23 protein-coding genes and 1 pseudogene are annotated in these 24,662 nt (G+C 68.9%); 10 read left to right on the forward strand and 14 right to left on the reverse strand.

All coding sequences use genetic code 11. The features are described from left to right. Window positions 1–8: 8 nt before the first annotated feature. The 6 genes and pseudogenes from hemL to hemE form a co-directional block, all read right to left on the reverse strand. On the reverse strand, window positions 9–1,310 hold the full coding sequence (hemL, locus tag EII34_RS02370; RefSeq protein WP_124842479.1) for a glutamate-1-semialdehyde 2,1-aminomutase: 1,302 nt from the start codon (window positions 1,308–1,310) through the stop codon (window positions 9–11). Then, the gene (hemB, locus tag EII34_RS02375) at window positions 1,298–2,221 is read right to left on the reverse strand and encodes a porphobilinogen synthase (protein WP_260425026.1); all 924 of its coding nucleotides are present in this window, start codon (window positions 2,219–2,221) and stop codon (window positions 1,298–1,300) included. Before hemB ends, hemL begins: the two co-directional genes overlap by 13 nt. Window positions 2,222–2,256: 35 nt before the next feature. Beyond that, entirely contained in the window at window positions 2,257–2,931 is a 675-nt protein-coding gene (locus EII34_RS16405; protein WP_260425027.1) for a uroporphyrinogen-III synthase, read from the reverse strand. A 54-nt stretch (window positions 2,932–2,985) separates the two neighbouring features. Then, window positions 2,986–3,864 (reverse strand): annotated as a pseudogene (gene hemC / locus EII34_RS16410) (hydroxymethylbilane synthase); the annotation flags it as partial. Beyond that, window positions 3,861–5,096, reverse strand: coding sequence for a protoporphyrinogen/coproporphyrinogen oxidase (locus EII34_RS02385; protein ID WP_124842485.1), 1,236 nt, complete (start codon window positions 5,094–5,096; stop codon window positions 3,861–3,863). The gene EII34_RS02385 and the pseudogene hemC, both read right to left, overlap by 4 nt. After that, window positions 5,078–6,091: a uroporphyrinogen decarboxylase gene (hemE, locus tag EII34_RS02390; RefSeq protein ID WP_124842487.1), complete on the reverse strand. Its 1,014-nt coding sequence runs from the start codon at window positions 6,089–6,091 to the stop codon at window positions 5,078–5,080. The genes EII34_RS02385 and hemE overlap by 19 nt, the downstream gene beginning before the upstream one ends. 48 nt (window positions 6,092–6,139) lie before the next feature. On the opposite strand from hemE, the gene EII34_RS02395 reads away from it, so the two are divergent. Genes EII34_RS02395 through hemQ form a run of 3 tightly spaced genes read left to right on the forward strand, consistent with a single transcriptional unit; the run spans window position 6,140 to window position 9,169 of the window. After that, the gene (locus EII34_RS02395; protein ID WP_185711128.1) at window positions 6,140–7,411 is read left to right on the forward strand and encodes a glutamyl-tRNA reductase; all 1,272 of its coding nucleotides are present in this window, start codon (window positions 6,140–6,142) and stop codon (window positions 7,409–7,411) included. Then, complete coding sequence (locus tag EII34_RS16415) at window positions 7,408–8,484, forward strand: ferrochelatase (RefSeq protein ID WP_260425013.1); 1,077 nt, start codon at window positions 7,408–7,410, stop codon at window positions 8,482–8,484. Before EII34_RS02395 ends, EII34_RS16415 begins: the two co-directional genes overlap by 4 nt. Beyond that, on the forward strand, window positions 8,474–9,169 hold the full coding sequence (gene hemQ, locus EII34_RS16420; RefSeq protein ID WP_260425014.1) for a hydrogen peroxide-dependent heme synthase: 696 nt from the start codon (window positions 8,474–8,476) through the stop codon (window positions 9,167–9,169). The genes EII34_RS16415 and hemQ overlap by 11 nt, the downstream gene beginning before the upstream one ends. On the opposite strand, the gene EII34_RS02405 is transcribed toward hemQ, so the two are convergent. The 5 genes from EII34_RS02405 to EII34_RS02425 form a co-directional block, all read right to left on the reverse strand. Further along, complete coding sequence (locus EII34_RS02405) at window positions 9,154–10,776, reverse strand: uroporphyrinogen-III synthase (RefSeq protein WP_124842491.1); 1,623 nt, start codon at window positions 10,774–10,776, stop codon at window positions 9,154–9,156. The genes hemQ and EII34_RS02405 overlap by 16 nt on opposite strands. A 61-nt stretch (window positions 10,777–10,837) precedes the next feature. Beyond that, window positions 10,838–12,376: a YncE family protein gene (locus EII34_RS02410; protein WP_124842493.1), complete on the reverse strand. Its 1,539-nt coding sequence runs from the start codon at window positions 12,374–12,376 to the stop codon at window positions 10,838–10,840. 260 nt (window positions 12,377–12,636) lie between these two features. Beyond that, window positions 12,637–13,077 carry an SRPBCC family protein gene (locus EII34_RS02415; protein ID WP_124842495.1) on the reverse strand — a complete coding sequence of 147 codons (441 nt, stop codon included), beginning with the start codon at window positions 13,075–13,077 and terminating at the stop codon, window positions 12,637–12,639. Continuing rightward, complete coding sequence (locus EII34_RS02420) at window positions 13,074–13,910, reverse strand: phosphoenolpyruvate hydrolase family protein (protein WP_124842497.1); 837 nt, start codon at window positions 13,908–13,910, stop codon at window positions 13,074–13,076. The genes EII34_RS02415 and EII34_RS02420 overlap by 4 nt, the downstream gene beginning before the upstream one ends. 28 nt (window positions 13,911–13,938) lie before the next feature. After that, window positions 13,939–15,153: a Tm-1-like ATP-binding domain-containing protein gene (locus EII34_RS02425; RefSeq protein ID WP_124842498.1), complete on the reverse strand. Its 1,215-nt coding sequence runs from the start codon at window positions 15,151–15,153 to the stop codon at window positions 13,939–13,941. Window positions 15,154–15,267: 114 nt separating this feature from the next. On the opposite strand from EII34_RS02425, the gene EII34_RS02430 reads away from it, so the two are divergent. The 4 genes from EII34_RS02430 to EII34_RS02445 are packed head-to-tail and all read left to right on the forward strand — an operon-like array spanning window position 15,268 to window position 18,249. After that, on the forward strand, window positions 15,268–16,653 hold the full coding sequence (locus EII34_RS02430; RefSeq protein ID WP_260425015.1) for an aminotransferase-like domain-containing protein: 1,386 nt from the start codon (window positions 15,268–15,270) through the stop codon (window positions 16,651–16,653). A gap of 49 nt (window positions 16,654–16,702) precedes the next feature. Further along, the gene (locus tag EII34_RS02435) at window positions 16,703–17,080 is read left to right on the forward strand and encodes a hypothetical protein (protein WP_124842500.1); all 378 of its coding nucleotides are present in this window, start codon (window positions 16,703–16,705) and stop codon (window positions 17,078–17,080) included. A 9-nt stretch (window positions 17,081–17,089) separates the two neighbouring features. After that, on the forward strand, window positions 17,090–17,887 hold the full coding sequence (locus tag EII34_RS02440; RefSeq protein WP_124842502.1) for a class I SAM-dependent methyltransferase: 798 nt from the start codon (window positions 17,090–17,092) through the stop codon (window positions 17,885–17,887). Window positions 17,888–17,907: 20 nt separating this feature from the next. Next, complete coding sequence (locus EII34_RS02445) at window positions 17,908–18,249, forward strand: cupin domain-containing protein (protein WP_124842504.1); 342 nt, start codon at window positions 17,908–17,910, stop codon at window positions 18,247–18,249. On the opposite strand, the gene EII34_RS02450 is transcribed toward EII34_RS02445, so the two are convergent. Then, complete coding sequence (locus EII34_RS02450; protein ID WP_221620163.1) at window positions 18,218–20,308, reverse strand: MMPL family transporter; 2,091 nt, start codon at window positions 20,306–20,308, stop codon at window positions 18,218–18,220. The two genes, EII34_RS02445 and EII34_RS02450, sit on opposite strands and share 32 nt — an antisense overlap. Window positions 20,309–20,403: 95 nt before the next feature. Next, window positions 20,404–20,826 carry a MarR family winged helix-turn-helix transcriptional regulator gene (locus tag EII34_RS02455; RefSeq protein WP_124842508.1) on the reverse strand — a complete coding sequence of 141 codons (423 nt, stop codon included), beginning with the start codon at window positions 20,824–20,826 and terminating at the stop codon, window positions 20,404–20,406. 79 nt (window positions 20,827–20,905) lie between these two features. On the opposite strand from EII34_RS02455, the gene EII34_RS02460 reads away from it, so the two are divergent. Beyond that, entirely contained in the window at window positions 20,906–22,126 is a 1,221-nt protein-coding gene (locus EII34_RS02460; protein WP_185711130.1) for a VanZ family protein, read from the forward strand. Here the strand turns inward: EII34_RS02460 and EII34_RS02465 are convergent. Next, window positions 22,054–23,088 (reverse strand): YdcF family protein, encoded by a 1,035-nt coding sequence (locus EII34_RS02465; RefSeq protein WP_124842512.1) that lies wholly within the window; start codon window positions 23,086–23,088, stop codon window positions 22,054–22,056. The genes EII34_RS02460 and EII34_RS02465 overlap by 73 nt on opposite strands. Before the next feature lie 193 nt (window positions 23,089–23,281). Between EII34_RS02465 and EII34_RS02470 the strand changes: the two genes are divergently transcribed. Further along, window positions 23,282–24,262, forward strand: coding sequence for a hypothetical protein (locus EII34_RS02470; RefSeq protein ID WP_124842514.1), 981 nt, complete (start codon window positions 23,282–23,284; stop codon window positions 24,260–24,262). After that, window positions 24,228–24,647 carry a hypothetical protein gene (locus EII34_RS02475; RefSeq protein WP_124842516.1) on the forward strand — a complete coding sequence of 140 codons (420 nt, stop codon included), beginning with the start codon at window positions 24,228–24,230 and terminating at the stop codon, window positions 24,645–24,647. The genes EII34_RS02470 and EII34_RS02475 overlap by 35 nt, the downstream gene beginning before the upstream one ends. Window positions 24,648–24,662: the final 15 nt, after the last annotated feature.

Below are 24,662 nucleotides of genomic sequence, written 5' to 3' on the forward strand. Positions count from 1 at the left end.
CGCTCCCCTCAGCGCAAAGCCGCCTGCGCCGCCTTCGGCAGGGCCCTGGCGATGACCTCCATGGCCTCGTCGTCGTGGGCCGCGCTGAGGAACCAGGCCTCGAAGGCCGACGGTGGCAGGGCCACCCCCTCCTCCAGCATCGCGTGGAAGAAGCGCGTGAAGGCGTCGGTGTCCTGGGCCTGCGCGTCTGCGTAGTTGCGGACCGGTTCCTCGCGGAAGAACACCGAGAAGAGGTTCCCCGCGTGCTGCACCACGTGCGGCACCCCTGCCTTCGTCAGGGCCTCGTGGACCATCGCCTGCAGCTCCTTGGACCGGGCATCGACGTGGGCGTAGGTTCCCTCGTCGGCCAGGTCCAGCGTCGCGATCCCTGCCGCCGTCGCGAGCGGGTTCCCCGACAGGGTGCCCGCCTGGTACACCGGGCCGAGCGGGGCCAGCAGGTCCATCACCTCGGCCCGTCCGGCCACCGCCGCCAACGGCATCCCGCCACCGACGACCTTCCCGAAGGTGAACAGATCCGGTACCCAGGCCGGGTTCTCCACCCCGGTCTCGAAACCCCACCAGCCAGCTCGTGACACCCGGAACCCGGTCAGCACCTCGTCCAGGACCATGAGGGCTCCGTGCTCGGCCGTCAGCCGACGGATCTCCTGGTTGAAGCCCTCCATCGGGGGCACCACCCCCATGTTGGCCGGGGCAGCCTCCGTGATGACGCAGGCGATCCGGTCACCGAAGCTGGCGAACGCCTCCCGCAGCGCCGGCACGTCGTTGTACGGCAGCACGACGGTGTCCGCCGCAGCCGCCGCCGTCACCCCCGCGCTGCCCGGCAGCCCCTGCGTCGCCACCCCAGAACCGGCCGCCGCGAGCAGCGCATCGGAATGGCCGTGGTAGAGCCCCGCGAACTTGATGATCCGGTCCCGTCCGGTCGCTCCGCGCGCGATGCGCAGCGCCGTCATCGTCGCCTCCGTGCCGGTGCTGACCAGCCGCACGTGCTCGGCGGCGGGCACCCGCTGCCGGATGCGCTCGACCAGTTCCACCTCGGCCCCCGTCGGAGCCCCGAAGCTCAGCCCCCTCGCCGCGGCCCGCTGCACCGCCGCCACCACATCGGGATGCGCGTGCCCCAGCAGTGCAGGCCCCCAGGAACACACCAGGTCGACGTAGCTGTTGCCCTCCACATCCGTGACCCGACACCCGGAGGCCTCCGTGATGAACCGGGGACTCCCGCCCACCGACGAGAACGCCCGCACCGGCGAGTTCACCCCGCCCGGGATCGACTCCACCGCCCGCTTCATCCACGCCTGGTTCAGTCCAGCCATTGCGCCACCTCCAACGCCCAGTAGGTCAGCACCACATCGGCACCGGCCCGAACGATACCCGTCACCGACTCCTCGATGGCGGCTCGGCGGTTGATCCAGCCCTTCTCGGCCGCCGCCTCGATCATCGAGTACTCCCCCGACACCTGGTAGGCCGCCACCGGCACCTGGGCCACCGCCGCGACATCGGCCAGCACGTCCAGGTAGTGGCTGGCGGGCTTGACCATCACCATGTCCGCCCCCTCGGCCAGGTCGAGCAGCGCCTCACGCAGCCCCTCCCGACGATTCGCAGGATCCTGCTGATAGGTCCGCCGATCCCCCTCCAGCGACGACCCCACCGCCTCCCGGAACGGGCCGTAGAAGGCGGAGGCGTACTTGGCGGAATAGGCCAGGATGCCGACCTCGGCGAACCCTGCCGCATCCAGCCCCTCCCGGATGATGCGCACCTGGCCGTCCATCATCCCCGACGGGGCGACGACGTGTGCCCCGGCCCTGGCCTGGGAGATCGCCTGCTGGGCGTACAGCTCACAGGTCTCGTCCCCCAGCACCCGGCCGTCCTCGGCCAGCACCCCGCAGTGCCCATGCGTGGTGAACTCGTCGAGACACACATCCGACATGATCACCAGCTCATCGCCCACGGCCTGACGGCAGGCCGCGATGCCACGTTGCAGGATCCCGTCGGCCGCCCAGGCCTGCGAGCCTCGCGGGTCCTTGTCCGCCTCGTCGGGAACGCCGAACAGCATGAGCCCACCCACCCCGGCGTCGCGGGCCGCTCGGGCCACATCCCCGATCTGTTCGACGGTGTGCCGCCTGACCCCGGGCATCGCCGAGATCTCCGCGGCACTCTCCCCGACGAAGGCGGGCAGCACCAACTGGTCGGGACGGGGTCGGGTCTCGCGGACCAACCGCCTCATGGCGGCCGTGGTGCGCAGACGACGTGGACGCTCGATCATGCATTTCCCTTCCGGATCAGCTCAGCGGTCGCCCGGGCGACCACCTCGGCATCGGGAGAAGTCGCCGCGCTGGCCGCGACCCCCAACTCATTCAACACCTGCAGCGTCGGTTGCCCGATCGCCAGCACCCGAGTGGCGGACGGCCAGCCCAGTCGCTCGTGGATCGCCCGGGCCATGGACCCGGAGGTCACCACCACCGCCCCGAACTCCCCCGCCTGCCACGACGCCACCAGCTCCTCGGGCAGGTGGCCCGTGGGCACCATCGTGTAGACGGGCACCACCGTCACCTCGTGCCCGAGCCCGCGCAGTCCCTCCGGCAGGTTCGGCCTCGACAGCTTCGAGCCTGGGATGAGCACCCGGGCGGGAGCGACCCGGAACTCGGCGACGATCCCGTCGCCACTGGCCTGTTCGGGAACGAAGTCCACCTGGTATCCCGCCTGTTCAAGGGCCCTGGCGGTGGCCCTCCCCACCGCCGCGATCCGACCCGGGAGTCTCAGCCCCAGCTCCTCCAGGGTCTCGACGGTGCGGGCGGAGGTCACGATGCTCCAGTCGGCATCCGGCAGGTGATTCACCTCGAGCACCACCCTGACCTGCACGGGCCAGGCCGTCACCTCGAGCCCTTGATCCTCCAGTGCCTTCGACAGGGTCCCGGCCTCGCGGGGCAGGAACACGGTGCGCCTGGCCTCGGCGGGCCACAGATCGGCGACGTCGTGGAACTCCGCCAGCCGTGACTCCCGGCTGGCCCCGAGCTGCGTCACCTCGGCCGCACCACCGTCGATCAGCCGGGACGCCGCCCATCTCCCCCCACCCGGAGTGAGCGGCTCCTGGACGGTGACGGCACGTGTCCCGTCCTGGGAGAACACGCCTGCGAAGAGCTTCCCCCCGTCACCGACCGCTGCGATGGGAGCCGCGCACCCGCCCCCGAGGGCTTCCAGCACGGCACGCTCCTCGGTGACGGCAAGTCGGGTCCGCATGTCCTCCAGAGCCATGAGTGCGGTTCGCGTGTCGTGGTCGTCCTCCCGGCACTCCACCGCCAGTGCGCCCTGCCCGGGGGCAGGGAGGATCGACAACTCCTCGGTGATCCTGCCCGCCAGTCCCAGTCGTCTCAGTCCGGCCGCGGCCAGCACGACGGCGTCGAGGTCACCTTCCCTCACCCGGGCCAGCCTGGTGTCGATGTTGCCCCGGATGTCGACATAGGTCAGGTCCGGCCTGACCCTGCGCAGCTGGGCGACGCGCCGAGGTGACCCGGTGCCGACCAGGGCACCCGGCGGCAGCTCGGCCAGGGTGAGTCCGTCCCGGGCACACAGCGCATCGTGTGGGGCCTCCCGGGGCGGCACGGCCGCGATCACCAGGCCCGGGACCGGCTCGACCGGCAGGTCCTTGAGCGAGTGGACGGCGAGATCCACCTCACCCCGCAACAGCGCGGAACGCAACTCAGCTGCGAACACCCCGAGCCCCGACAGGGCCGTGAGCGATCCCCGCTCCCGATCCCCACGGGTACGGATCGGCACCACCTCCACCTCGTGCCCGAGGGCACGCAGCTGCTCGGCCACCCAGGTGGACTGGGTCACCGCCAGGGTCGACGCACGGGTCCCCAACCTCATGCCGCCGCCTCCAGCCCCGAGGCGATCGCCGCCTCGATGCCGTTGCCGAAGGCCCAGGCACCCGCCACCCTCACATTCGCCGGCAGCTGCGCCAGCAAGGAGCCGCGGGCGGCCACGGTGAGACTGCGCGGCACGGCGGGCCACCGGACGACCCGGAAGTCCAGCACCTCGGTGACAGGACGCCCCAGCAACAAGGATGCGTCGACCAGGGCACGCCCCCTGCTGGGGGTCGCCTCAGGGGCGTAACTCAGCCGGAGCACCTGCACGGCTCCCCCACTCCACGGCCACTTCGCCGAGTAGTGGGTCAGGGCTCGCGCCCCGAGCCCTGGGATCGGCTGCCCGAGCAGCACCCCCGACCCGACAGGAGCACCCTCCAGGGCCTTCGGTTCCAACGCCAGCAGCACGCTCTGGGACACGGTGGTGGCCGGTTGTTCAACCTGCACCCCGAAGTCCTCCAGCAGCTCTGCGGCAGGTCGCGCCGGACAGGCGATGACGGCGCGCTCCACCCCGCGGAGATCCGAGGCCCTCGCCCGATGCCCCAGACGGATCTCTCCTCCGTGCTGACGGATGTCGGCCTCCAGGGCCTCCACCAGTCGGAACAGCCCCCCGACGGGTTGGGCGACACTGGAGCGCGACCCCCGGGCGGCCGCCACCTTCGCGTAGAGCGAGCCCGGCCCCGCCAGGCGTGGCGCGAACTGGGCCAGGGGCATCTGATCCGGGGGCATCCCGTAGACCCCTGTGGTGACCGGGGCGACCAGTTTGTCCGTGACGCCCTGGCCCAGCCGTGCCGTCACCAGTTCACCGACGGTGACGGCCTCGGCTCCGATCGCCTCCAGCAACGTGGGTTCGGCCAGCGCCGCCTCAAGCTCCTCGGCGTCCAGGGCAGCCCGGAGCGCCGGGTCCTGCGGGCTGGCCGGGATGCCCAGCACCCCGTCGGCACCGGGCCAGACCCGGTCCACCGACCACCGGATGTGGGGCCCACCCTCAGGCCCTGCCACCTCGAGGCCGAGGGTGGCGCACAGCTCATCGGCGATCCCGAGCCGACGGGCGAACGCCTCGGCCCCGCCGTCGACCCGGACCCCGGCCAGTTCCACGGGCATCACCATGCCGCCCAGCCGATCCGTCGCCTCGAGCACCACCACCTGCCGACCGCTGCGTGCCAGCCGGTGGGCAGCGGCGAGGCCAGCCACACCACCACCGACGACGACGGCGCTCACTGCTCGTGCACCCATGCGACGAGGTCGGTGAGGACCTGTGGATCCGTGGTGGGTGGCACCCCGTGCCCGAGGTTGACGATGTGCGCCGGGGCCGCCCTGCCCCGCTCCACCACGTCACGCGCATGGGCCTCCAACGCCTCCCACCCGGCAGCGAGCCGGGCCGGGTCGATGTTGCCCTGCAGGACCTTGCCGGGCAGCCGACGAGCCGCCTCGTCGAGTGGGGTGCGGTAGTCGATGCCGACGGCCTCCACCCCCTTGCCCATCTCCTCGAGCAGGTGCCCGGTTCCGGTACCGAAGTGGATCCTCGGCACGGCCACCCCTTCGAGTGCCAACCGCGAGTAGGGCGCGACGTGCGCGGTGTGGTCCGCCAGGGTGAGCGACCCCGCCCAGGAGTCGAACAGCTGGACCGCGCGGGCACCGCCCTCGATCTGCAGTTCCAGGAACGTCCGGGACAGTTCCGCACACCACGTCATGAGCCGTCGCCACGACCGGGGGTCGGCGTGCATCATGGCTCGGGCCGCCAGATGGTCACGCGACCCCCGCCCCTCGACGAGGTAGGCGGCCAGGGTGAACGGGGCACCGGCGAATCCGAGCACGGGGGTGGTCTCCCCCAGTTCGAGCACCGCCAGGCGCACCGCCTCGACGATGGCCGAGCCGTCGTCGAGCCGACGGCTCACCAACTGGTCGACGTCATCGGCCGTGCGGACCGGATCCGCGAAGACCGGCCCGACCCCGGAGGTGATGGTGACATCGACCCCCGCCATGGCGAGCGGAACCATGATGTCGGAGAAGAAGACGGCGGCGTCCACGCCGTGGCGACGCACCGGTTGACAGGTGATCTCCGCCGCCAGCTCGGGCCTCAGGCAGGCCTCCAGCATTGCGACGCCCTGTCTCACATGTCGGTACTCCGGCAGGGAACGACCGGCCTGACGCATGAACCACACGGGCAGCCGTGACGGTCGGGTCCCCGCCAGGGCTTGCAGGATGATGGGACGATCACTGGCAGTCATGGCGTCGATTCTGCCGTATGGGCTGATTTCTGGTTAGCTTGACCCATCGTGAACTTCCGCATTCTGTCCGTCGAGCATGACCGCCAGGGCCTGGCCGAGGTGCAGCGCGTTTCTCAACATGCGGACGCTCTGTCCGCTAGCCTCAGCGCGATCCCCGGTGTGGCAGGCGTCGTCACGCTCAACACCTGCAACCGCGTCGAGTTCCTGCTCGACGCCCCTGACGTGTCCGAGTCCCATCTCCGACTCCGCCTGGCCCGTGAGCTCGCCCCGAACGTGCGTTGGAACGTGTACGAGCAGGATCACGCCCTGGATCACCTCTTCCGGGTGGCCAGTGGCCTGTCCTCCATGGTGGTGGGAGAACGGGAGATCGCCGGCCAGTTGCGCCGCGCCCTGCGTTCCGCGGCCGAGGTCGGTCGCGCCACGGGGAACCTCACCCAGGTGGTCAACGCCGCGCTGCACACCTCACGTCGCGTCGGTGCCGAGACCAGGCTGCAGGGTTCCGGACGTTCCCTGGTCTCCGTCGGCCTGGAGATGACGGGCATCGAGGACTGGGCTGCGCAACGCGCTCTCATCGTCGGGACCGGCTCCTTCGCCGGGGCGGTCGTCGCCGCGCTCCGACACCGTGGGGTCTCGACGATCACCGTGCACTCCGCCTCCGGCAGGGCCCAGGAATTCGCCGCGACCCGAGGGCTCGAGGCCGCGGAGGACCTCGTCGCAGGTCTGGCCGCCAGCACCCTGGTGGTCACCTGCCGCGGCACCGGTGTGCCCGTGATCCATCCGGAGCACGTGGCGGGTACCCCGGTCCGGGTCCTCCTCGACCTGGCCCTTCACCCTGATGTCGCACCCGAGGTCGCGGATCTCCCCGGGGTGAGCGTGGTGAACCTGCTCACCATCCAGGACGCGATCTCTCCCGAGTGGGCTGCCGACACCGCCCACGCCGATCAGCTGGTGCAACTCGCCGTGACGGAGACCACCGCGCGTCTCGCCTCACGGGCGGCCGACCCCGCCGTCGCGTCCCTGCGCGAGTCCGTGCTGGCCATCGTCGACGAGGAGGTGGCACGGCTCCCCCAGGGCCGCGCCCTGACGGTCGAGGACTGCGCACAGGCCCTGCGACGACTGGCCACGCGATTCCTGCACACCCCGTCGGCACGTGCCCGTGACGCCGCGATGGCGGGCCGGATCGACGACTACCTGGCCGCCATCGAGGAACTCTACGGCATCGACATGAGCCTGGAGTCCCCTGCCCCCGAGGAGCGGCGCTGCCCCATGACCGGGCTGAGTTTCGCCGACCTGGAACATCCCCACGTGGAGTCCCGATGACTGATGCCCTGAGCCCCTACACCGCGGTCCTCATCGCCTCCTACGGGGGCCCTCGCCAGCCGGAGGACGTGCTGCCGTTCATGCGCAACGCCACCGCTGGTCGTGGGGTACCCGATGAGCGCCTCGTCGAGGTCTCGCAGCACTACGCCCTGTTCGGAGGACGGTCTCCCATCAACGAACAGAACGAGGCACTTCGCGACGCGCTGGCCGACGAACTGGAACGACGCGGCTGCCCCCGCGAGGTGGTCATCGGCAACCGCAACTGGACACCGTACTTCGCGGAAACGGTCGGTGCCCTCCGCGACGACGGACACCAGCAGGTCGTGGCCCTGGCCACCGCCGCCTACTCCTGCTACTCGGCGTGCCGTCAGTACCGCGAGGACCTGGACCGGGCCATGACCGAGATCCCCGGGATCCAGCTGGAGAAGGTGGGTTCCTACTGGGCGAGCGAAGGGTTCCTCACCGCCAACACCGACTCCCTCGTGGCGGCCGTGAGAGCGCTGCGTAGCCGGATCGGTCAGGGTGCCCTGCGGGTGCTCTTCGTCACCCACTCCATCCCCACCGTGATGAACGAGCTGTCCTTCGACGGCTCCCCGGAGAAACGCTACGAGGCCCAGCACCTGAGTGTCGCCGCTGACGTGGCGCGCCGTGCAGGTGTGGAGCTCGGCGAGGACCTGGAGTGGGAGTTGACCTTCTGCTCCCGCTCCGGTTCCCCCCACATCCCCTGGTTGGAGCCGGACATCTCCGATCGTCTGGGGGAGATCTCCGACGTCGACGGTGTGGTGGCCGCCCCGATCGGTTTCATCTCGGACCACATGGAGGTGGCCTTCGACCTCGACACCGAGGCCAGGGCTGCCGCCGAGGAGGCCGGGATCGCCTACGAGCGGGCCGCCACCGTCGGCACGCACCCGTCATTCGTCACCGCCCTGGCCGATCTCCTGCTGGAACAGGCCGCCGTCGCCCGCGGCGACCTCCCCCGGCCGGCACACCCGTGTCTCGCACCTGAGACCTCCTGCTGTCAGATCCGAACCCGGAAGGACCCCCATGTCACACCCTCACCACATGCCCGTTGATCCCCGCGACACCCCCATCCCCGCGGAGGAGGTCAACGCCTCCACCCACTACGTCATGTACTCGGTGTTCCAGACCATCGCCCCGGTCGACCCCGCCGACGTCGAGGCCGCCGAGCAGGCCTTGGCCGACACCGGGGCGACGGTGCGCGGGTTCTACGACATCGGTGGGTTCCGGGCCGATGCCGACCTGATGGTGTGGACCATCGACGACGACCCGGCGGTCCTCCAGGCCGCCTACCACGCCCTGCGGAACTCGGCCCTCGGTGGCTGTCTGGAGCCGGTGTGGTCCTGCATCGGGGTGCATCGCCCGGCCGAGTTCAACCGCGGGCACACCCCGGCCTGCTTCTCAGGTGTCGCGCCACGCCCGTGGCTGTGCGTGTACCCGTTCGTGCGCAGCTACGACTGGTACTACCTCGATGACGACCACCGCTCCAAGATGCTCTCGGAGCACGGGAAGATGGGCCGCGAGTACCCCGATGTGCTGGGCTCGACCACCTCGGCCTTCGCCCTGAACGACTACGAGTGGCTGCTGGCCTTCGAGGCCGACGAGCTGCACCGCCTCACCGATGCGATGCGCTACCAGCGCGGAGCGGAGGCCAGGCTGCACGTCCGCGAGGAGATCCCCTTCTTCACGGGGCCCAGGGTCAGCCTGGCCGAGTGGGCAGCCCGTCAGCCGGCTGCCTGATCCCCCTCGATGACCTGCTTGAGCAGGGTGTGCACCCTCTCGGGCGAGTAGTCGTCCGAGTATCCGGCGATCGGGACTCCCGCACGCTCCAACACCAGGCGTGCGGAGTCACCGACGGCGAAGACCAGCACGTCCGGGTTCCACCCGAGCAGGCGTCCCGTCGCGATGGCGTTGGACCCGGAGGTGATGATCACCGCGTCGAATCCACCCTGGTTCCACTGGTCGAGGATGTCCTGGGGTGCCTCGTCGTTGATCTGCATCGTGTAGATGGGGATCAGCTGGGTGTTCCAGCCCTTGGCCTGCAGCGCTGAGATGAAGCTGGGGGCGAGCAGCGCCGACCCGGGGACCAGCACCGTGCCCTCGCCGTCGGGCCAGATCTCGACGAGCGCCCTCACCCCGGAGCTGCCCTCCGGCACCAGGTCCACCTCGTACCCCATGGCACGCAGCGCATCGGCGGTGCCCCTGCCCACGGCTGCGATCCTGACCCCCTTCGGCAGGGTCCAGCCGAGGTCCCGGATGCTCTCGACGGCGCGCACGGAGGTGAAGGCCAACCAGTCGGCCCCGTCCAGCGTCGAGGAGACCGCCAGCACCTGGCGGTGTTGCAGCGCGACGGCGGTGACGTGCAGCCCGAACTCCCGAAGCCCCCGCGCCATGCGGCCCTCCTCACGGGGGACCAGGATCCCGGCCCGCGACAGGTCGGTGAGACGCTGGCCGGGTTGGTCGTCGTTCTCCTCCTGGACGGGGCGCGGAGGCCGCCCCAACTCCTCCGCACCCTTGAAGCGCAGGTAGGCGGCGGCCTTGCGGGCCGTGCGGATGGCGTGCAGCTCGGAGGTGGGCATGCCCATCTGCACGGTGAGTCCCTTCGACCCGTCGCCGGGGATCACCTCCACCAGCAGTGAGAGCACGCCTGCCCGATGGGCACGGGCGGCGACGGAGACCGAGTCAGCCACATTGAGAGCGGCGACGGCGGCGCGCTCCGCCATGACACACACCCGGGTGTCGGCGTGGTCGAGCACGGACAGGGCCTCCACCAGCTGGTGGTCCTCGCTGCGGCACTCCAGGCCGATGGCCCCGAGACCGGCCGCGGGCAGGATGGGCAGGTACTCGGTCACCTCGTCGAGACGACCGACGGCCTCGAAGTCGGCGGCCCCCGCCACGACCGCGTCGATCTCGCCGTCCCTCACCTTGTCGAGGAACTCGAGGAGCTGGCCGGTGGTGCGCTCCACGAAACGCAGCCCCGGGTTGAGGGCCAGCAGTTGTGTCCGGCGCAGGTTGGAACGAGTCGCCACCACGGCCCCCTCGGGCAGGTTCGCCAGCGTGGTGCCGTCGCGGGTCACCAGGGCATCCCGGCGGTCACTGCGCCTGAGGACGGCGGCGAAGGTCAGTCCGGGCATCGGTTGCTGCGGGATGCGGTGCATCCGGTGCACGACCAGATCGAAGTCGCCACGCATCAGACCGAGCCGCAGCGCACCGATGGTCTCGGCGTCGCCCGCAGCGGGGATCCGGATGATGTCCACATCGTGTCCGAGTCCCCGCAGCTGTTCGGCGACGACCTCGCTGCGAGCCACGTCGACAATCGAGTTCTTGGTTCCAAGTCTGATCTTCACTCGTCCTCCATGGTCCTGGCCTGATCATCTGGCTACACCCTAGCGCCAGGCCCGGGACCGGTCAGTCGAGCACCCAGCTCGGCAGGCCGATCATGTAGGAGCTGGCATCACCACCGTCGTGGTTGGCGGCGACCATGATGCGACTGAGGTCCTTCGAGGCCGTGGCCTGGGGTTCCAGGAAGTAGTGCTTGTTCTCGCCCGGGGTTGTCGGCCAGGTGCTGTGGATGTGGGCCACGTTGAGGGCGCGTCCCCCCGGCTTCAGCTCCAGCAGCCACACCTTGCGGTACTCGGGTTGCACGGTCGTGGCACGCACCAGTGTGCCGTTCTCCACACGGTGCTCACCGTAGGTGGAGACCACGGCCCATCCAGGGCGATCGAAGCACTGGGCGCTGATGTGGCAGGCGTACGACTCACTGTCGGGGAGGTACAGCCTGTGCAGCTCGCTGCGTTCTCCCGTCTCGAGATCGACGGCGATGATGGCAGCGCCGTCGTCGTTGCGGTAGGCGGCAGCGACGTAGAGGTCGTGCCCGTTGGCCCCGATGGCCAGGTCCGAGTGCTCCGAGGTGCCGATCAGTTTCCGGGAGGAGGAGAAGTCAACCGGATAGGCGAAGGTCCCGCCGTCCTCGATCTGTTCCATCCACACCCAGGACACGACGGCGAAGCGTCCGCTGGGGCTCGTGCTGACATGGTCGGGAACCGCTCCGGGGAAGGGGAACCTCGAGGCGTCGAGGGTACCGAGGATGGTTCCTGTGCTGAGGTCCACGGTGACGATGCCGTGGCACACCTTCTGCTTGGTGGTCTCGTCGTAGGCGTTGGCCATGAGGGTCAGGATGCGGCCGTCAGCGCTGCGGGTGCCCTCCCCTCCTGTCCAGAAGGAAGTGGCCTGGGGCCAGGGGGTCCTGCCCGTGAAGTCGAAGACCACCTTGCCGTCCTGGTCCCACCACTGCATGCCGCCGTCACGACCGGTGTGGATGTAGCGCGTGGGGTCCTTCGGGTCCCACAGTGGCTCGCAGTTCCCGGCCAACCGGGGCAGCACCTCGAGCTTCTCGAAGGTGTTGGCGTCGTGCAGGCTCCAGTGGCCGTTCTCCGCCTCCGCCATGAATCGACTGTTGTCGGCGTTGAAGGCCTGCGAGCGTGAGTAGTGGTGCCGCAGACGAGCCCCGGTGCTGGAGTCGGGCACGGTGGCACGGTAGATCCGGGTGCCGTACGCGGAGTCGATCCGGGCGTCCTCCAGACTCGTCGCCAGTCTCGGCGTCGGCGTCTGCTGAACGGGATCCGCCGACAGGGAGGTCAGCTTGAAGGAACGGTCGTAGTGGGCGTCGAAGGGATTACCGGTCGCCGTGACACCGGGTGAAGGGGTGGGCTCAGGGGCGACGGTCTCGGTGGGGCTCGGTGCCGTGGTGGAACCGGGCGCAGCCTGGGGTGACGGGGTCGGTGTGGGTGTCGGTGACGCCACGGCACTGGGGGCGGCTGCGGTCGCCGAAGGGCTTGCGCTGGGCGTCGGGCTCTGCGGTGGGATCGGGGTGGGGGGAACGGGGCGGCATGCCGCCAGCCCGGAAAGCGCTCCCACCACGACGAACCTACGACGGGGCAATTGCATGATGATGATCCTCCTTCGAAAAGGAATCCAATCACAGATCCACTCTCCGAGAAAGACATTCTCCAGCCTCTTTCCGTCCGATTTTCGGCTCATCCTTTCCTGCAAGCTCCGGCATTGACAAGGAATTGACTCAAGGACAACATGGAATTGACGCAGCATTGACACGGAATTGATGAATGCGTGGTTCGCGGGTGTCCGTCAGCCACTTGACGATGACGAACACCCGCGAACCATGTCTGGCCCGGGCCCGGCGGAGGACCTCAGGCGGCCAGATGGCACCTCAGCCCCTCGAGGGCCGGGGCGAACACCTCAGCGGCGAAGAATGCCCTCCAGTGCTCCTGCTCCGAGGTCTCGCAGTCGAAGTCGACCCACCACTCGACGAGCGCGGCATCGCCGTCGGTGACGGGGGTGACCCGAAGCCTGGCCACATAGCCTGTCACCGGGAAGGGTGCCGGGTCACAGAACTCGTAGGCGTAGGAACGCTCCAGGTCGTCCAGCGCGAGCAGGTGCTCCCGGATGCGGGAATCCCCGAACCGGAAGCTGCGCACCGCGCCGACGGTGGTACCGGTGAGACCGTCCTCGATGTGGCTCTCCGCGACCTGCTCGGAGAACCAGGTGGCCAGACCGTTGAAATCCCTGAGCACCGCCCACACCTGCTCCGCGGGATGGGGCAGGATCGTGCTGTGGTAGGAGGTGGTCATGCATGGTCCTTGCTGAAGCTGACGGCCTTGAACTCCTCGGTCTGCCGACGGATCCCGACCTCCGTCGGGAAACGTTCGATGGAGCTGGCGCCGTAGAAGCCGACGATCCCCTCGGTGTGGTCCAGGATGTACTGCGCGTCCTTTGGATGAGCGATGGGACCACCGTGGCACAGGCAGAGGATCTCGGGGTTGACGCTCTTGGCGGCATCGGCGAGGGTCTGCACCTTCACCGCCGCCTCCTCCAGGCTGAGCGCGGTCCGTGCACCGATGGTGCCGGAGGTCGTGAGTCCCATGTGGGGCACGAGGATGTCGGCCCCGGCCCTCGCCATCTCCTTGGCCTGTTCCTCGTCGAAGACGTACGGCGAGGTGAGCAGGTCCAGTTCACGTGCCATCCGGATCATGTCGACCTCGGGCCCGAACCCCATCCCGGTCTCCTCCAGGTTGGCGCGGAACACGCCGTCGATCAGCCCGACGGTCGGGAAGTTCTGCACCCCGGCGAAGCCGATCTCCTTGACCTGGCGCAGGAAATGCGGCATCACGCGGAACGGATCGGTGCCGTTGACACCTGCCAGGACCGGGGTGTGCCTGACCACCGGCAGCACCTCGTTCGCCATCTCCATCACGATGGCGTTCGCATCACCGTAGGCCAGCAGGCCGGACAGCGACCCGCGGCCTGCCATGCGGAACCGGCCCGAGTTGTAGATCACCAGCAGGTCGATGCCGCCGGCCTCGGCGGATTTCGCCGTGATGCCGGTCCCGGCCCCACCGCCGATGATGGGGATTCCTTTCGCGACCTGGGCACGGAACCGGTCGAGGATCTCCTGACGTGACATCTCTTCTCTTCTCCTTCGTGGTTGTGGTTCACCGGATGATGGCTGCGTGGAGGGCATCGGCCATGGCGGTCCCGAAACCCGGGGCATTGATGTCCTCATCCCTCTCGTGGACGACGACGCCGGAGGCGGCGAGTCCGGAACGCAGTTCCTCGAACAACGCGGCATCGGCCTGCGCGTCGTGGAAGGGGGCACCCTCGACGTCGATGGCGCTGACCCCTCGAAGCGGGATGAACAGCTCGGTCGCTCCGGTCGCCGCCGCGAGCTTGCGGGCGATGCGTCGTCCCAGTTCGGCCATCTCCTCAGGTGTGGTCCGCATCAGGGTGACCGTGGGGTTGTGGACGAAGAGCGTGCGCTGCCTGAACTGTTCGGGAACGGTGTCCATGGGGCCGAAGTTCACCATGTCGAGGGCCCCCAGGCTCACCACCTGCGGGGTCCCGGACCTCCCGGCCTGTTCCAGGCGTTGCGGCCCGGCACTCAACACCCCGCCGACGAGATCGTCGGCCAGTTCCGTGGTGGTCAGGTCACAGACCCCTGCGAGCAGCCCCGATTCGACGAGTTTCTCCATGGCACGACCACCGGCACCGGTGGCATGGAAGACCAGGACCTCGTAGCCGAGTTCCACCAGCCTGGCGCGGGCCTCGTCGGCGGCTGGGGTGGTGACCCCGAACATCGTCACGGCCACCATCGGTGTGTGCCCGGCGCTGACAACACGTCCCTGGTGGGCGATGGCCATCCCGGCGATGGCTGCCACCGCATTGCCGAAAACCTTCTCCGAGACGGAGTTGATGCCGGCCACGTCGACGACCGAGTACATCAGCGTGGCGTCGACATCCCCCACGTAGGGGCGCACATCGGCGGAGGCCATGGTGGAGACCAGCAGTTTCGGGAAACCGACGGGGAGGGCCTGCATCGCCGCTGCGGCCACGGAGGAACCACCTGAGCCCCCGATGGCGAGCAGCCCGTGGATCTCGTCCTCGGCGGCGAGGTCGACGACCAGTGCAGCGACCCCTCTGCCCATCACCCCCATCATCTCTCCCCGGTCCCGCCGCTCCCGCAGCACCTCCGGGTCCTCTCCTGCGGCTCGGATCACCTCGTCGGAACCGATGTCGGCCAGCTCACTGCGGGAGAACGAGCCGACGTCGATGAGCAGCGGCGTCACCCCCTCCGCCCGCAGCTGCTCGGCCAACCAGCGGTACTCCTCGCCCTTGGTGTCCAGGGTCCCGATCAGTGCGACGACAGCCATGTGTCCACTCCTTCGTGTCCAGTGGTCACGAGGGTAGCCGCCTCGTCCGGCGGTTCACTGGGCCAATTCGTGACAATTGGCCCATTCTCGGCGCGGACCCGGGAGACTGCTGCCATGGGTTCCCACCACCTGTCCACATCCCAGCTGGTCCGCATGCTCGGCCCCTGGACCGACGCCGCACCGACTCTCCCGGCGGCTCTCGCCGCCACGATCGATGACCTGGTGATCCGAGGCTTCGTCCCGGCGGGTGCGATGCTGCCCCCGCAGCGGGAGCTGGCGGCCGCGCTCGGCGTCTCGCGGGGCACGGTCGCCGCGGCGCTGGATCTGCTGACCGCGCGGGGCCACGCCTCCTCCCGCCAGGGCTCCGGCACCCGTGTACGATCCACCGGGGCGGACGGGGACCGTCACGACTCCGGACGGCTGTTCTCCTTCACCGATGCCTCCGGGGACGTGATCGACCTGTCCACCGGAGCACTTCCCGCCTCACGGGTGGCCCGCCGGGTGCTTGCCGACGGCTGGGGTGATCTCGACCCGTACCTGGACACCGACGGCTACTTCCCGGCCGGCATCCCCATGCTCAGGCAGGCCATCGCTCACCACCTGAGCTCATCGGGCATCGCGACGGCCCCGGATGAGATCCTGGTCACCAACGGTGCCCAGCACGCCACGCACCTGGCGATCCGGGGGCTGCTCAGCCCGGGTGATCTCGTGCTCTGCGAGGACCCGACGTACCGTGGTGCGCTCGAGGCCATGTCCACCCACCAGGTCCGGGTCGAGGGCATTCCCGTCGACGACTGTGGGATCGAGGTCGAGATGGTGACCCGGGCCCTGCGTCGTCGTCCCCACGCCCTGCACTGCCAGACCAGCATCCACAACCCGACCGGGGTCACGTTGAGCAGGAGCCGACGGCGCGAACTGGCCGAGGCAGTGACCACCGCCTCGCTGCCGGTCATCGAGGACTGCTGCTCCTGGGACCTGACACTCGCCCCCACCCCCGCCCGCACGTTGGCCGGGCTCGTGGATCCTCGGCTGCACGTGAGCTGCTGGACCCTGTCGAAACTGTTCTGGGGTGGTCTTCGGATCGGCTGGATCAGGGCCACGCCCGAGCACATCCGCACCTTCACCGAGCTGAGGAAGTCCGGGGACCTGGCCACCTCGGTGACCGACCAACTGCTCGCGGTACGGATGCTGGAACATGCCGAGGCGGCCCGCGAGGAACGCCGCGGCCTGCTCAACGAACAGCTGAGACTCACGGGACAGATCCTGCACTCGCACGTGCCGCAGTGGAACTGGACCACGATCGCCGGTGGTTCCGGGTTGTGGGTGGACACCGGGAGTGACGCACTGGCCTTGACCGAGCGGGCCGGGCGGGCTGGTGTCAAACTGGCCCCGGGGCCTGCCTTCTCACCCCACGAGGGACATCGGCAGAGGCTGCGGCTGCCGATCGGACTGGACCCGGACCGACTGGAGTTGGCCGTGGCCTCTCTGCTGACCCCTTGATTTCGCTTGTCACACCGCACTCACTGTCAGGCTGAATCGACTCCTGATGTTGCCTGCCCTCCTCGTGTCCGATGCTGCCTCCCTCTTCGGCAACGCAGCGATCGCCGTCGTGCTTCCCTGGCTGGTGCTGGAACGCACCGAGGACCCGGCCCTGGCCGGCTGCATCGTCTTCGCCCTGCTCTTCACACCGTCGGGCGCATTCTGGCTCATGGCCACGGCCATGGTCCTCGTCGGCATCGGCTCCGGTGTGCTGCATCCGGTGGCGAACGTGATGATGACCACCTCGGTGCCGGAGGACTGGGCGCGAGTGCGTGGGTGTTGGCCGTCGGCTGGGTGCTCCCCAGCCTCCACATCCTCCTGGCGCCGGGGATGCGGGGATATTTGGGACACCCCTCCCCGGAAGCCGTTGACGATGAGGCAACGCTAGCCTGAGGACATGAACAAGGAGTCACTTCCCTTCTCCGACCGACCAGCGGAGAACGCACCGGGCCACTGGGTGCTCGCCCGTGCCGGCAAGAAGGTGCTGCGGCCGGGTGGCCTCGGCCTGACCCGTCAGTTGCTTCGGCACTGCGGGCTGAGCGGCAAGGACGTGGTGGAGCTGGCCCCCGGTCTCGGGCGCACCGCACGCGAGATCGTCGCCACCGGTCCCCGTTCCTACACCGGTGTCGATCAGGACAGCCGGGCAGCAGCCCGTGTCGAGCAGGTGGTCGCCGGCATCAAGGGCACCTGCCGTCAGGGTGATGCAGCGGCGACGGGGCTCGACCCGGACAGCGCCGATGTCGTGATCGGTGAGGCCATGTTGACGATGCAGAGTCCCAGGGCCAAGGCCGAGATCGTCGCCGAGGCGGTGCGCGTCCTCAGGCCCGGTGGCATCTACGCGATCCACGAGTTGGGGCTGGCCCCGGATGATCTGGATCCCGAGGTGGGAACCGAGATCTCGCGGGCGCTGGCCAGGGCCATCCACGTCAACGCCCGTCCCCTGACGCTCGCCCAGTGGCGGGCGCTGCTGGAGGAGCACGGCCTGGTCGTCGAGTGGACCGAGGCCGCCCCGATGGCACTGCTGAAGATGCGGCGCAACCTTGCGGACGAGGGACCGCTCGGCGTGCTGCGCATGATGTGGAACCTCATCCGCCACCCTGATCTCCGGCGCCGCGTGCTGAGCATGCGTGCCACCTTCCGCACCTACGAGGAGCAGATGCGCGGGGTCGCCCTCGTGGCCCGCAAACCCGCCTGACCACCAACCCAGGAGACATCATGACCGAGAACCTCACCCTCAGCGTCGTCAAGGACGTCGCGTCCCTGATCCAGATCAACGATGCCGCGACGGTGTCGCGCACCGTCATGAGGGCGGAGAGCTGCCGCGCCGTACTGTTCGCCTTCGACAAGGGCGAGAAGTTGAGCGAGCACACCGCTGCCATCCCCGTCGCCCTGCAGACCCTGGAGGGCAGACTGCTCATCGAGGCCGATGGTCAGGCCGTGGAGCTGGTGCCGGGAGACCTCATGCACTTCGGCACCCGCCTGCCCCACGCCGTGACGGCACTCGAGCCCAGCAAGCTGCTGCTGCTCATGCTCGATCCACGCGAGTCGGCCTCCTGAGCCAGGCCGGGGCCCACCAGTTGGCAGCCCCGGCCAGCTTCATGAGGGTGGGCACCAGCACGATGCGGATGAGGGTGGCGTCCACGACGATGATGGTCGCCACCCCCACCGCGAGCATCTTGAGGTACATCACCGACGAGGTGGCGTAGACCGCGAAGGAGAGGGCGAGCACCAGCGCGGCCGAGGTCACGACGGGACCGCTGCGTTCCAACCCTGCGGCGATGCTCGCCTCCATGTCCCGGGTGCGCTGCCACTCCTGACGGATCCGTGCCACGAGGAAGACCTCGTAGTCCATGGACATCCCGAAGGCGATGCAGAACATGAGGATGGGGAAGGTGGCCTCCAGGGTGCCGTCGCTGGTGAACCCCAGCGGCCCTGCCAGATGGCCCTCCTGGAAGCCCCACACCAGCACCCCGAACATCACGGCCATGCTCAGCGCGTTGAGCAGCACAGCCTTGGTGGGCACCAGCAGGCTGCTGGTCATCACGGCGATGAGCACCCAGGTGACCACCAGGATGAGGGTCACCACCCCGGGAACAGCGCTGAGCAGCGCCTGCTGGAAGTCCTCGAGCTCCGCCGGGTAGCCCCCGATGGTGACCGGTCCGGGAGCGGGCACCTCCCGGACCCCTTGCAGTACCGCTGCATAACCATGGTCATCCGTCTCCGGGGTGACCTGGAACCAGTCGAGGCGAGGACTGCCCTCGGCGACGCGCTCGCCATCGATGAACCGCCCGGTCCGCGAGTCGACCTGTCCCACTCCGGGCACCTCGGACAGGGCGACGGCGTAGGCCTCGCCGACCTCGTCCCCGACAGGATCGACGGGCAGCACGTGGAGTGAGTCGATGGGTTCCTGGTCGAAGTTGGCCATGATCTGGTCCTGCACCTGGCGGCTGCTCACCTCCTGGGGCAGCACCCTCGCATCGGGCAGGCCCAGCCGAAGTCCGAGCACCGGTGAGGCGAGCAGGAGCAGCAGCGCCAGGACGGGGAGCGCGAATCGCGCGGGGCGTCTCATCATGAGCATGGCCGTGCGGTGCCAGAACCCCCTAGGGGACGCCGGGCGAGGAACCGGGACCCGCCTGCCGAAGGCCAGCAGCGCCGCTGGGAGCAGGAACAGGGCCGCGAGCATCGAGGTCACGACGGTTCCCACCCCTGCGTAGGCGAAGGACTGCAGGAACGGGAACGGGAAGAGCAGCAACCCCAGTAGACTGATCGCGACGATGAGTCCACTGAAGACGACGGTGCGACCCACTCCTGCTCGGAGACCGGCCACTGCCTGTCGGGGCGATGCGCCGTCGGAGCGTCTCTCCTGGAACCGGTCGATGACCAGCAGGCTGTAGTCCACACCCAGCCCGATCCCCATGACCAGGACGAGGTTCGCGGCGAAGGTGGAGATGTCCACCCACTGAGCCACCACCCCGAGCAGTGCGAGCGTCGTCACGACGGAGAAGATTCCCATGGCCAGCGTCAGTGTGGCCCCGACCACTCCACGCCGCAATGCCACGAGCAGCACGAGGACGAGGGGGAGGATGATCGCCTCGGCACGCACGAAATCGGTCCTGGCCAAGGTGGCGGCCTGCCGGAAGATCTCGTCCCCACCGCCCACCCGGGTGGTGAGGTGGACACCGTCGCGGCTGAAGGTCGGCGAGATCTCGGCCAGGGCACGGCGCCCTTCGGTGACGTCACCGGCGAGTCGCGCCGTGATGAGCGCCTGGCTGCCGTCGCGGGACCGCATCGCGGGCGAGTTCCCCTCCTCCCAGTAGGAGGAGACCTCGGCGATCTGGGGCAGGGCCCGGAGCTCCTCGGCGAGGGCGGTGGCCTCGTCGGCCACGGCGGGCGCGTCGACGTCACCGTCGGTGGCGCTGACCAGGAGCAGGAAGTGTTGCTTCCCGGTGCCGTGGTGCTCGCTCAGGACCTGTTCGACGGTGTGGGACTCGGTTCTGGGGCTCTCGAAGCGACTCAGCACCATCCGGTCCATCGCCGCGGGCACTCCCGTGGCGGCCAAGATCGTGAGCAGCAGTGCTCCCAACAGGATCAGGCGGTGGCGCGCAGGGCGAGACATCGGCATCCTTCCGCAGGTTACGGGATGCCTGCGACACTACCCTACGAAAACATGATCATCAAGGATACATATGATCTTTGGGAGGAGATGATCTCTCAGGTCTCGAGCAGCTTCCCGACCAGGTCGTGCAACCGCTGACGTTCAGCGGCACTCAGCACCTCGAGGAAACGCTCCTGACCGGAACGCAGAGCCGCGAGTCCCTGCTCGAGGATCGTCCGACCGGCCTCGGTGACCACCACCACGTGCCTCCGGCGGTCCACCGTGCTGCGTTGCCGCTGTGCCAGCCCGGCCGTCTCCAGCTCGTCGATCACCCCGACCATGACATTGGGGTCCAGCCCCAGGACAGAACTCAGCTCCCGCTGGGAGAGGGTGGGGTGTTCGGCCACGGTCACCAGCACGTTGAAGTGGCGGGGCTTGATCCCGATCTCCCACAGTCTCGCCTCCGCTTCGGCGATGGCCCGCTCCCCCACCTTGATGAGACGGTACGCAGGCCAGGTCGCCAAGGGCGAACGAGGCATCTCGGTCACGGTGTCACCTCTCGTCGAGTCGTTCGCCTCAGCCTACGACCATGTGCGGCCCGCCCCTATACTCGCCCGCATGTCTCCTTGGATCTGGTCAGGCCGAACGGCGGTTCTCCTCGGCGGCACCTCCTTCATCATCCTGTGGTTGCCGATGCTGGTCTTCCAGTACCGCCGGTGGGGATCGTGGAACCTGGCCCGGATGCTGGGCTCCCTCGCCGTCTCGTTGTACGGGGCGGCCCTGATCACCTACACCCTCCTCCCCCTGCCCGACCCGGAAGCACTGGACTGCGCGCCCGGGGCACGAACCCCCCAGCTGACCCCGTTCCGCATGATCGGCGACATCGAGGCCGTGCTGGAGAGCCGGGGATCAGTCATCAGCACGATGCGCAGCTTCACCTTCCTGCAGGTGGCCTTCAACGTGCTGCTCTTCGTGCCCTGGGGCATCATCATGCGTCGGTTCCTCAGACGCGGCTTCCTGCTCACCGTCGGAACCGGTTTCATGGTCAGCCTGGCCATCGAGACCACCCAGGGCACCGGACTGTGGGGAATCTACCCCTGCGCCTACCGCCTGGCCGATGTGGACGACCTCATCACCAACACCGGCGGGGCCCTGCTCGGTGCACTCATCGCGCCGCTGGTGCTGTGGTGGATGCCCGATGCCGCCACCCTGGCGAAGAAGCGGTTGGAGCCCCGCCCGGTCACGGCCATCCGCCGCTGGACCGGACAGCTCCTCGATGTCGTGATCTTCCTCCTGACGGCCGGGACGCTGCAGATCGTGACGGTGATCGTCGCCGCCCTGCTCGGGTGGGCCCCAGGCAGCAGCCGGGTGCTGACCCTCCAGACCACCGCCGAGATCATCGCCTGGCTGATGGTGTTCGTCGTTCCCGCATGGAGTCACCTGGGAGCCTCCTTCGGGCAGGCCGCGGTGTGGCTCACCCCGATGTGGACCAACCGTCACGGGGTCCGCGGTCATGGCCCTCGCTGGTTGAGACTGCTGCGTGCCAACGTCGTGGCGCTGCCCTGCCTGGTCTGGTCGTTGTGGTGGTCATGGGGGAAGACCCCGTTCCCCGAGATGGTGTGGCTGGCCCTTGCGGTGGCTGCCGTGGTACTGGTGCCCTTCACCCGGACCAGGCGGGGTCTCAGCGGCTGGGTGACACGGGCCGAGTTCGTCGACATCCGCACCCTCGACGACGTCGCGGTGCGCAGGGACCGGGGTGGTTTCCGTCAGGACACCCAGGCCGCCAGTGCCACGAGCAAGGTCAACGGCACCGTCACCAGGGCCAACCCCAGACCGTAGGCCTTGGGCGAGTTCCGCACCACCGCGACGAACTCCCGAAGCATGGCACTCGGCCAGTAGTACCAGGCGGTCCGTGCGCCGAGCACCTGGATGCTCGTCCCCAGGTCCCGGGCCAACAGGGCCGCCCGCATCGCGTGGTAGTTGCTGGTGACCGCGAGCCCGGTTGCCCCTGGACCCAGTCGCGGTTCGGCCCGGACCAGATCGGTCGACATCTGGAAGTTCTCCCGGGTCGTCGTGGAGTGGTCCTCCAGCACCAGGGCCGATTCCGGGACTCCTTGTTCCACGGCGTAGGCCGCCATTGCGCTGGCCTCACTGACGGGCTCGTCCGGACCCTGCCCACCACTCATCAGCAGCAGTGGACGGCGCCCGGCCTCGACCTCGCTCCGCCACACCCCGAGTGCCCGGTCGATGCGTCCGGCGAGCAGCGGGGTGACCTTCCCGGAACGGACCCCGGCACCCAGCACCATGATGAAGTCCGGCTGGACCCTCCGCACGATCCGTTGGTAGAGCCAGGAGTAGCCGACGAAGCAGAAGAACATCAGGGCCACCCAGCCGGTGGCGAGCATGGTGAGGGCCACTGCTGGGAAGGCACGACGGTCACCGATGATCACGACACCGACGCAGAAGACCATGGCGACGACGAGCCCGACGCCTGCCAGCAGGGACAGGGAGTTCGCCAGGGAGAACCGTTCCTTGCGGAGCATGATGAGTCCGTTGAGGATCAGGAACCCGGCCAGCCCGATGGCCATCAGCGGGGACAGGACGAGCAGGAAGAGCAGACCCGCCAGTGGTGTCGAGAAACCGAGCATCGCCATCGCCTGGATGGCGAGCAGCACGGTGGCGAGGACCCATCCTGCGTTCGCGATCCGGCGCGGCTCCTGCCGGATGCGTCGCCATGTCGCCCATCCGACGAGGAAGAGGGCTCCCAACAGCAGAAGACCGATCAAGGTGGTTCCAGTCACGGGAGCACGATAGCCGTGATCCCGGGCCGGAGATCACGGCGGAGCCATACCTGCGGGCAGGTTCAGGGTGTCTCCAGGACCACCGCAGCAGGCAGGTCGGTCCCGAGTGACAGGATTCCCTCCGGTGCGCCGGACCCGGGTCTGACACCCGGAGATCCGCTCCCCCACCGCCTGCTGTGATAGGAATCCGCTCATGAGTGACTTCCCGCCCAGCAGCCAAGTCCTGGTGGAACAGTTGGCCGAGGTGACGAACGCGGGTGGGGATGTCGACCAACTGATCCTCTCGTGGACGGCTCGGACCCTGATCGAGGTGGATGCCGCGGCACGGGGTCGGCGGTTCACGTGGCCTCACCATCGACGGTTGCCTCCTCACGAGGTGCCGCTGCTGAGCATGACCCACGACGGTCACCGTCGTGAGGCAGCGGTCCAGATGCTGTCCTCACGGTCGGGAGTCGCATCGGATCGGTTGCTGGCCCTGAGGTTGGGCGACCATGTGCGGCAGGTGCGCAGGGCCGCGTGGCAGGCACTGCTCGCCCGGCCCTTCGCCCCGCAGCTGAACGTGGTGGTACCGGTGCTTGTCGCCCTGCGGGGGCGAGTGGTGTCGTCGACCGCTCTCGACGACTACGCCCGTGCCGTCGAGCCTCGGTTGGGGCATGCTCTGTGGCGCGATTTCCTGGAGCACCCGGACCCGGGCACCAGACGCTGGGCGGTCACAGAGCAGATCACCTGCGGCATGGACCCGGCAACGGCACTGGAGCAACTCGGCAGGGAGCAGGACCTCTTGCTGGTCCGGGCGCTGGTGGAGGTCGCCGTCGGGAGACAGGAGATCGCGCACAGCCTGTTGAGTGGGCGGACGGCCATCGGGCGACGGCGTGCCCTGGAGGTCCTCCGGGCCTCCGCACTGTCCGTCGCACAGATCGAGCAGCGGCTGCTCGATCGTTCCTCGATGGTGCGGCGGATGGCGGTTTTCCGGGCGAAGGACGTGGGAGTCGATGCAAGAACCTGGTACCGCGAACGCTGGACGGTATGCCAGGACCCGCGTGCCCTGGCCGGTCTGCTGGACTGCGGGGACACGATCCCCAAGGAGGAGGTGCACGTCCTGATGGGCTCGGGGGGCCTCCGGGCTCCAGCGCCTCGGGGTGCGGTTCCTGGCACGGCTGGGTGTGGAGCGTGACGATCTGCCCTCGCTGTGGGGTCTTCTCGACGGCCCGACCGCTTCACAGGTGGTCCGCACCCTGGCACGGTCGTCCTGCTGGGGATGGGCGGATGTGGCTGACAGGTGGGAGTCCGCCGACGAGCGGCTGCGCCGTCGGCTGTGGCGGTTGCTGTCCAGCCGTGGCGGCTGGGACGAGGTGCGCGCCCACCTGCTGGCCGCCGCCGATCCACGCGTCGCAGCTCTGGGGCGGTCAGGCCTCGACTCCTGGGTCCTGCACCGGGCCAGCCGGATGTACCGCTGGCCCACCCCGGAGCAGCGCGCCCACATCGTCGCTCTGCTGGAGACAGCCGACATCCCGACGTCGCAGCAGGAGCGAATCCACTTCGGGGTGGGGCTCGACTGAAAATCGAACCATTGC

It is taken from the genome of Arachnia propionica, assembly GCF_003859805.1.
In the GTDB taxonomy this organism is placed as follows: Bacteria; Actinomycetota; Actinomycetes; order Propionibacteriales; family Propionibacteriaceae; genus Arachnia; species Arachnia propionica_C.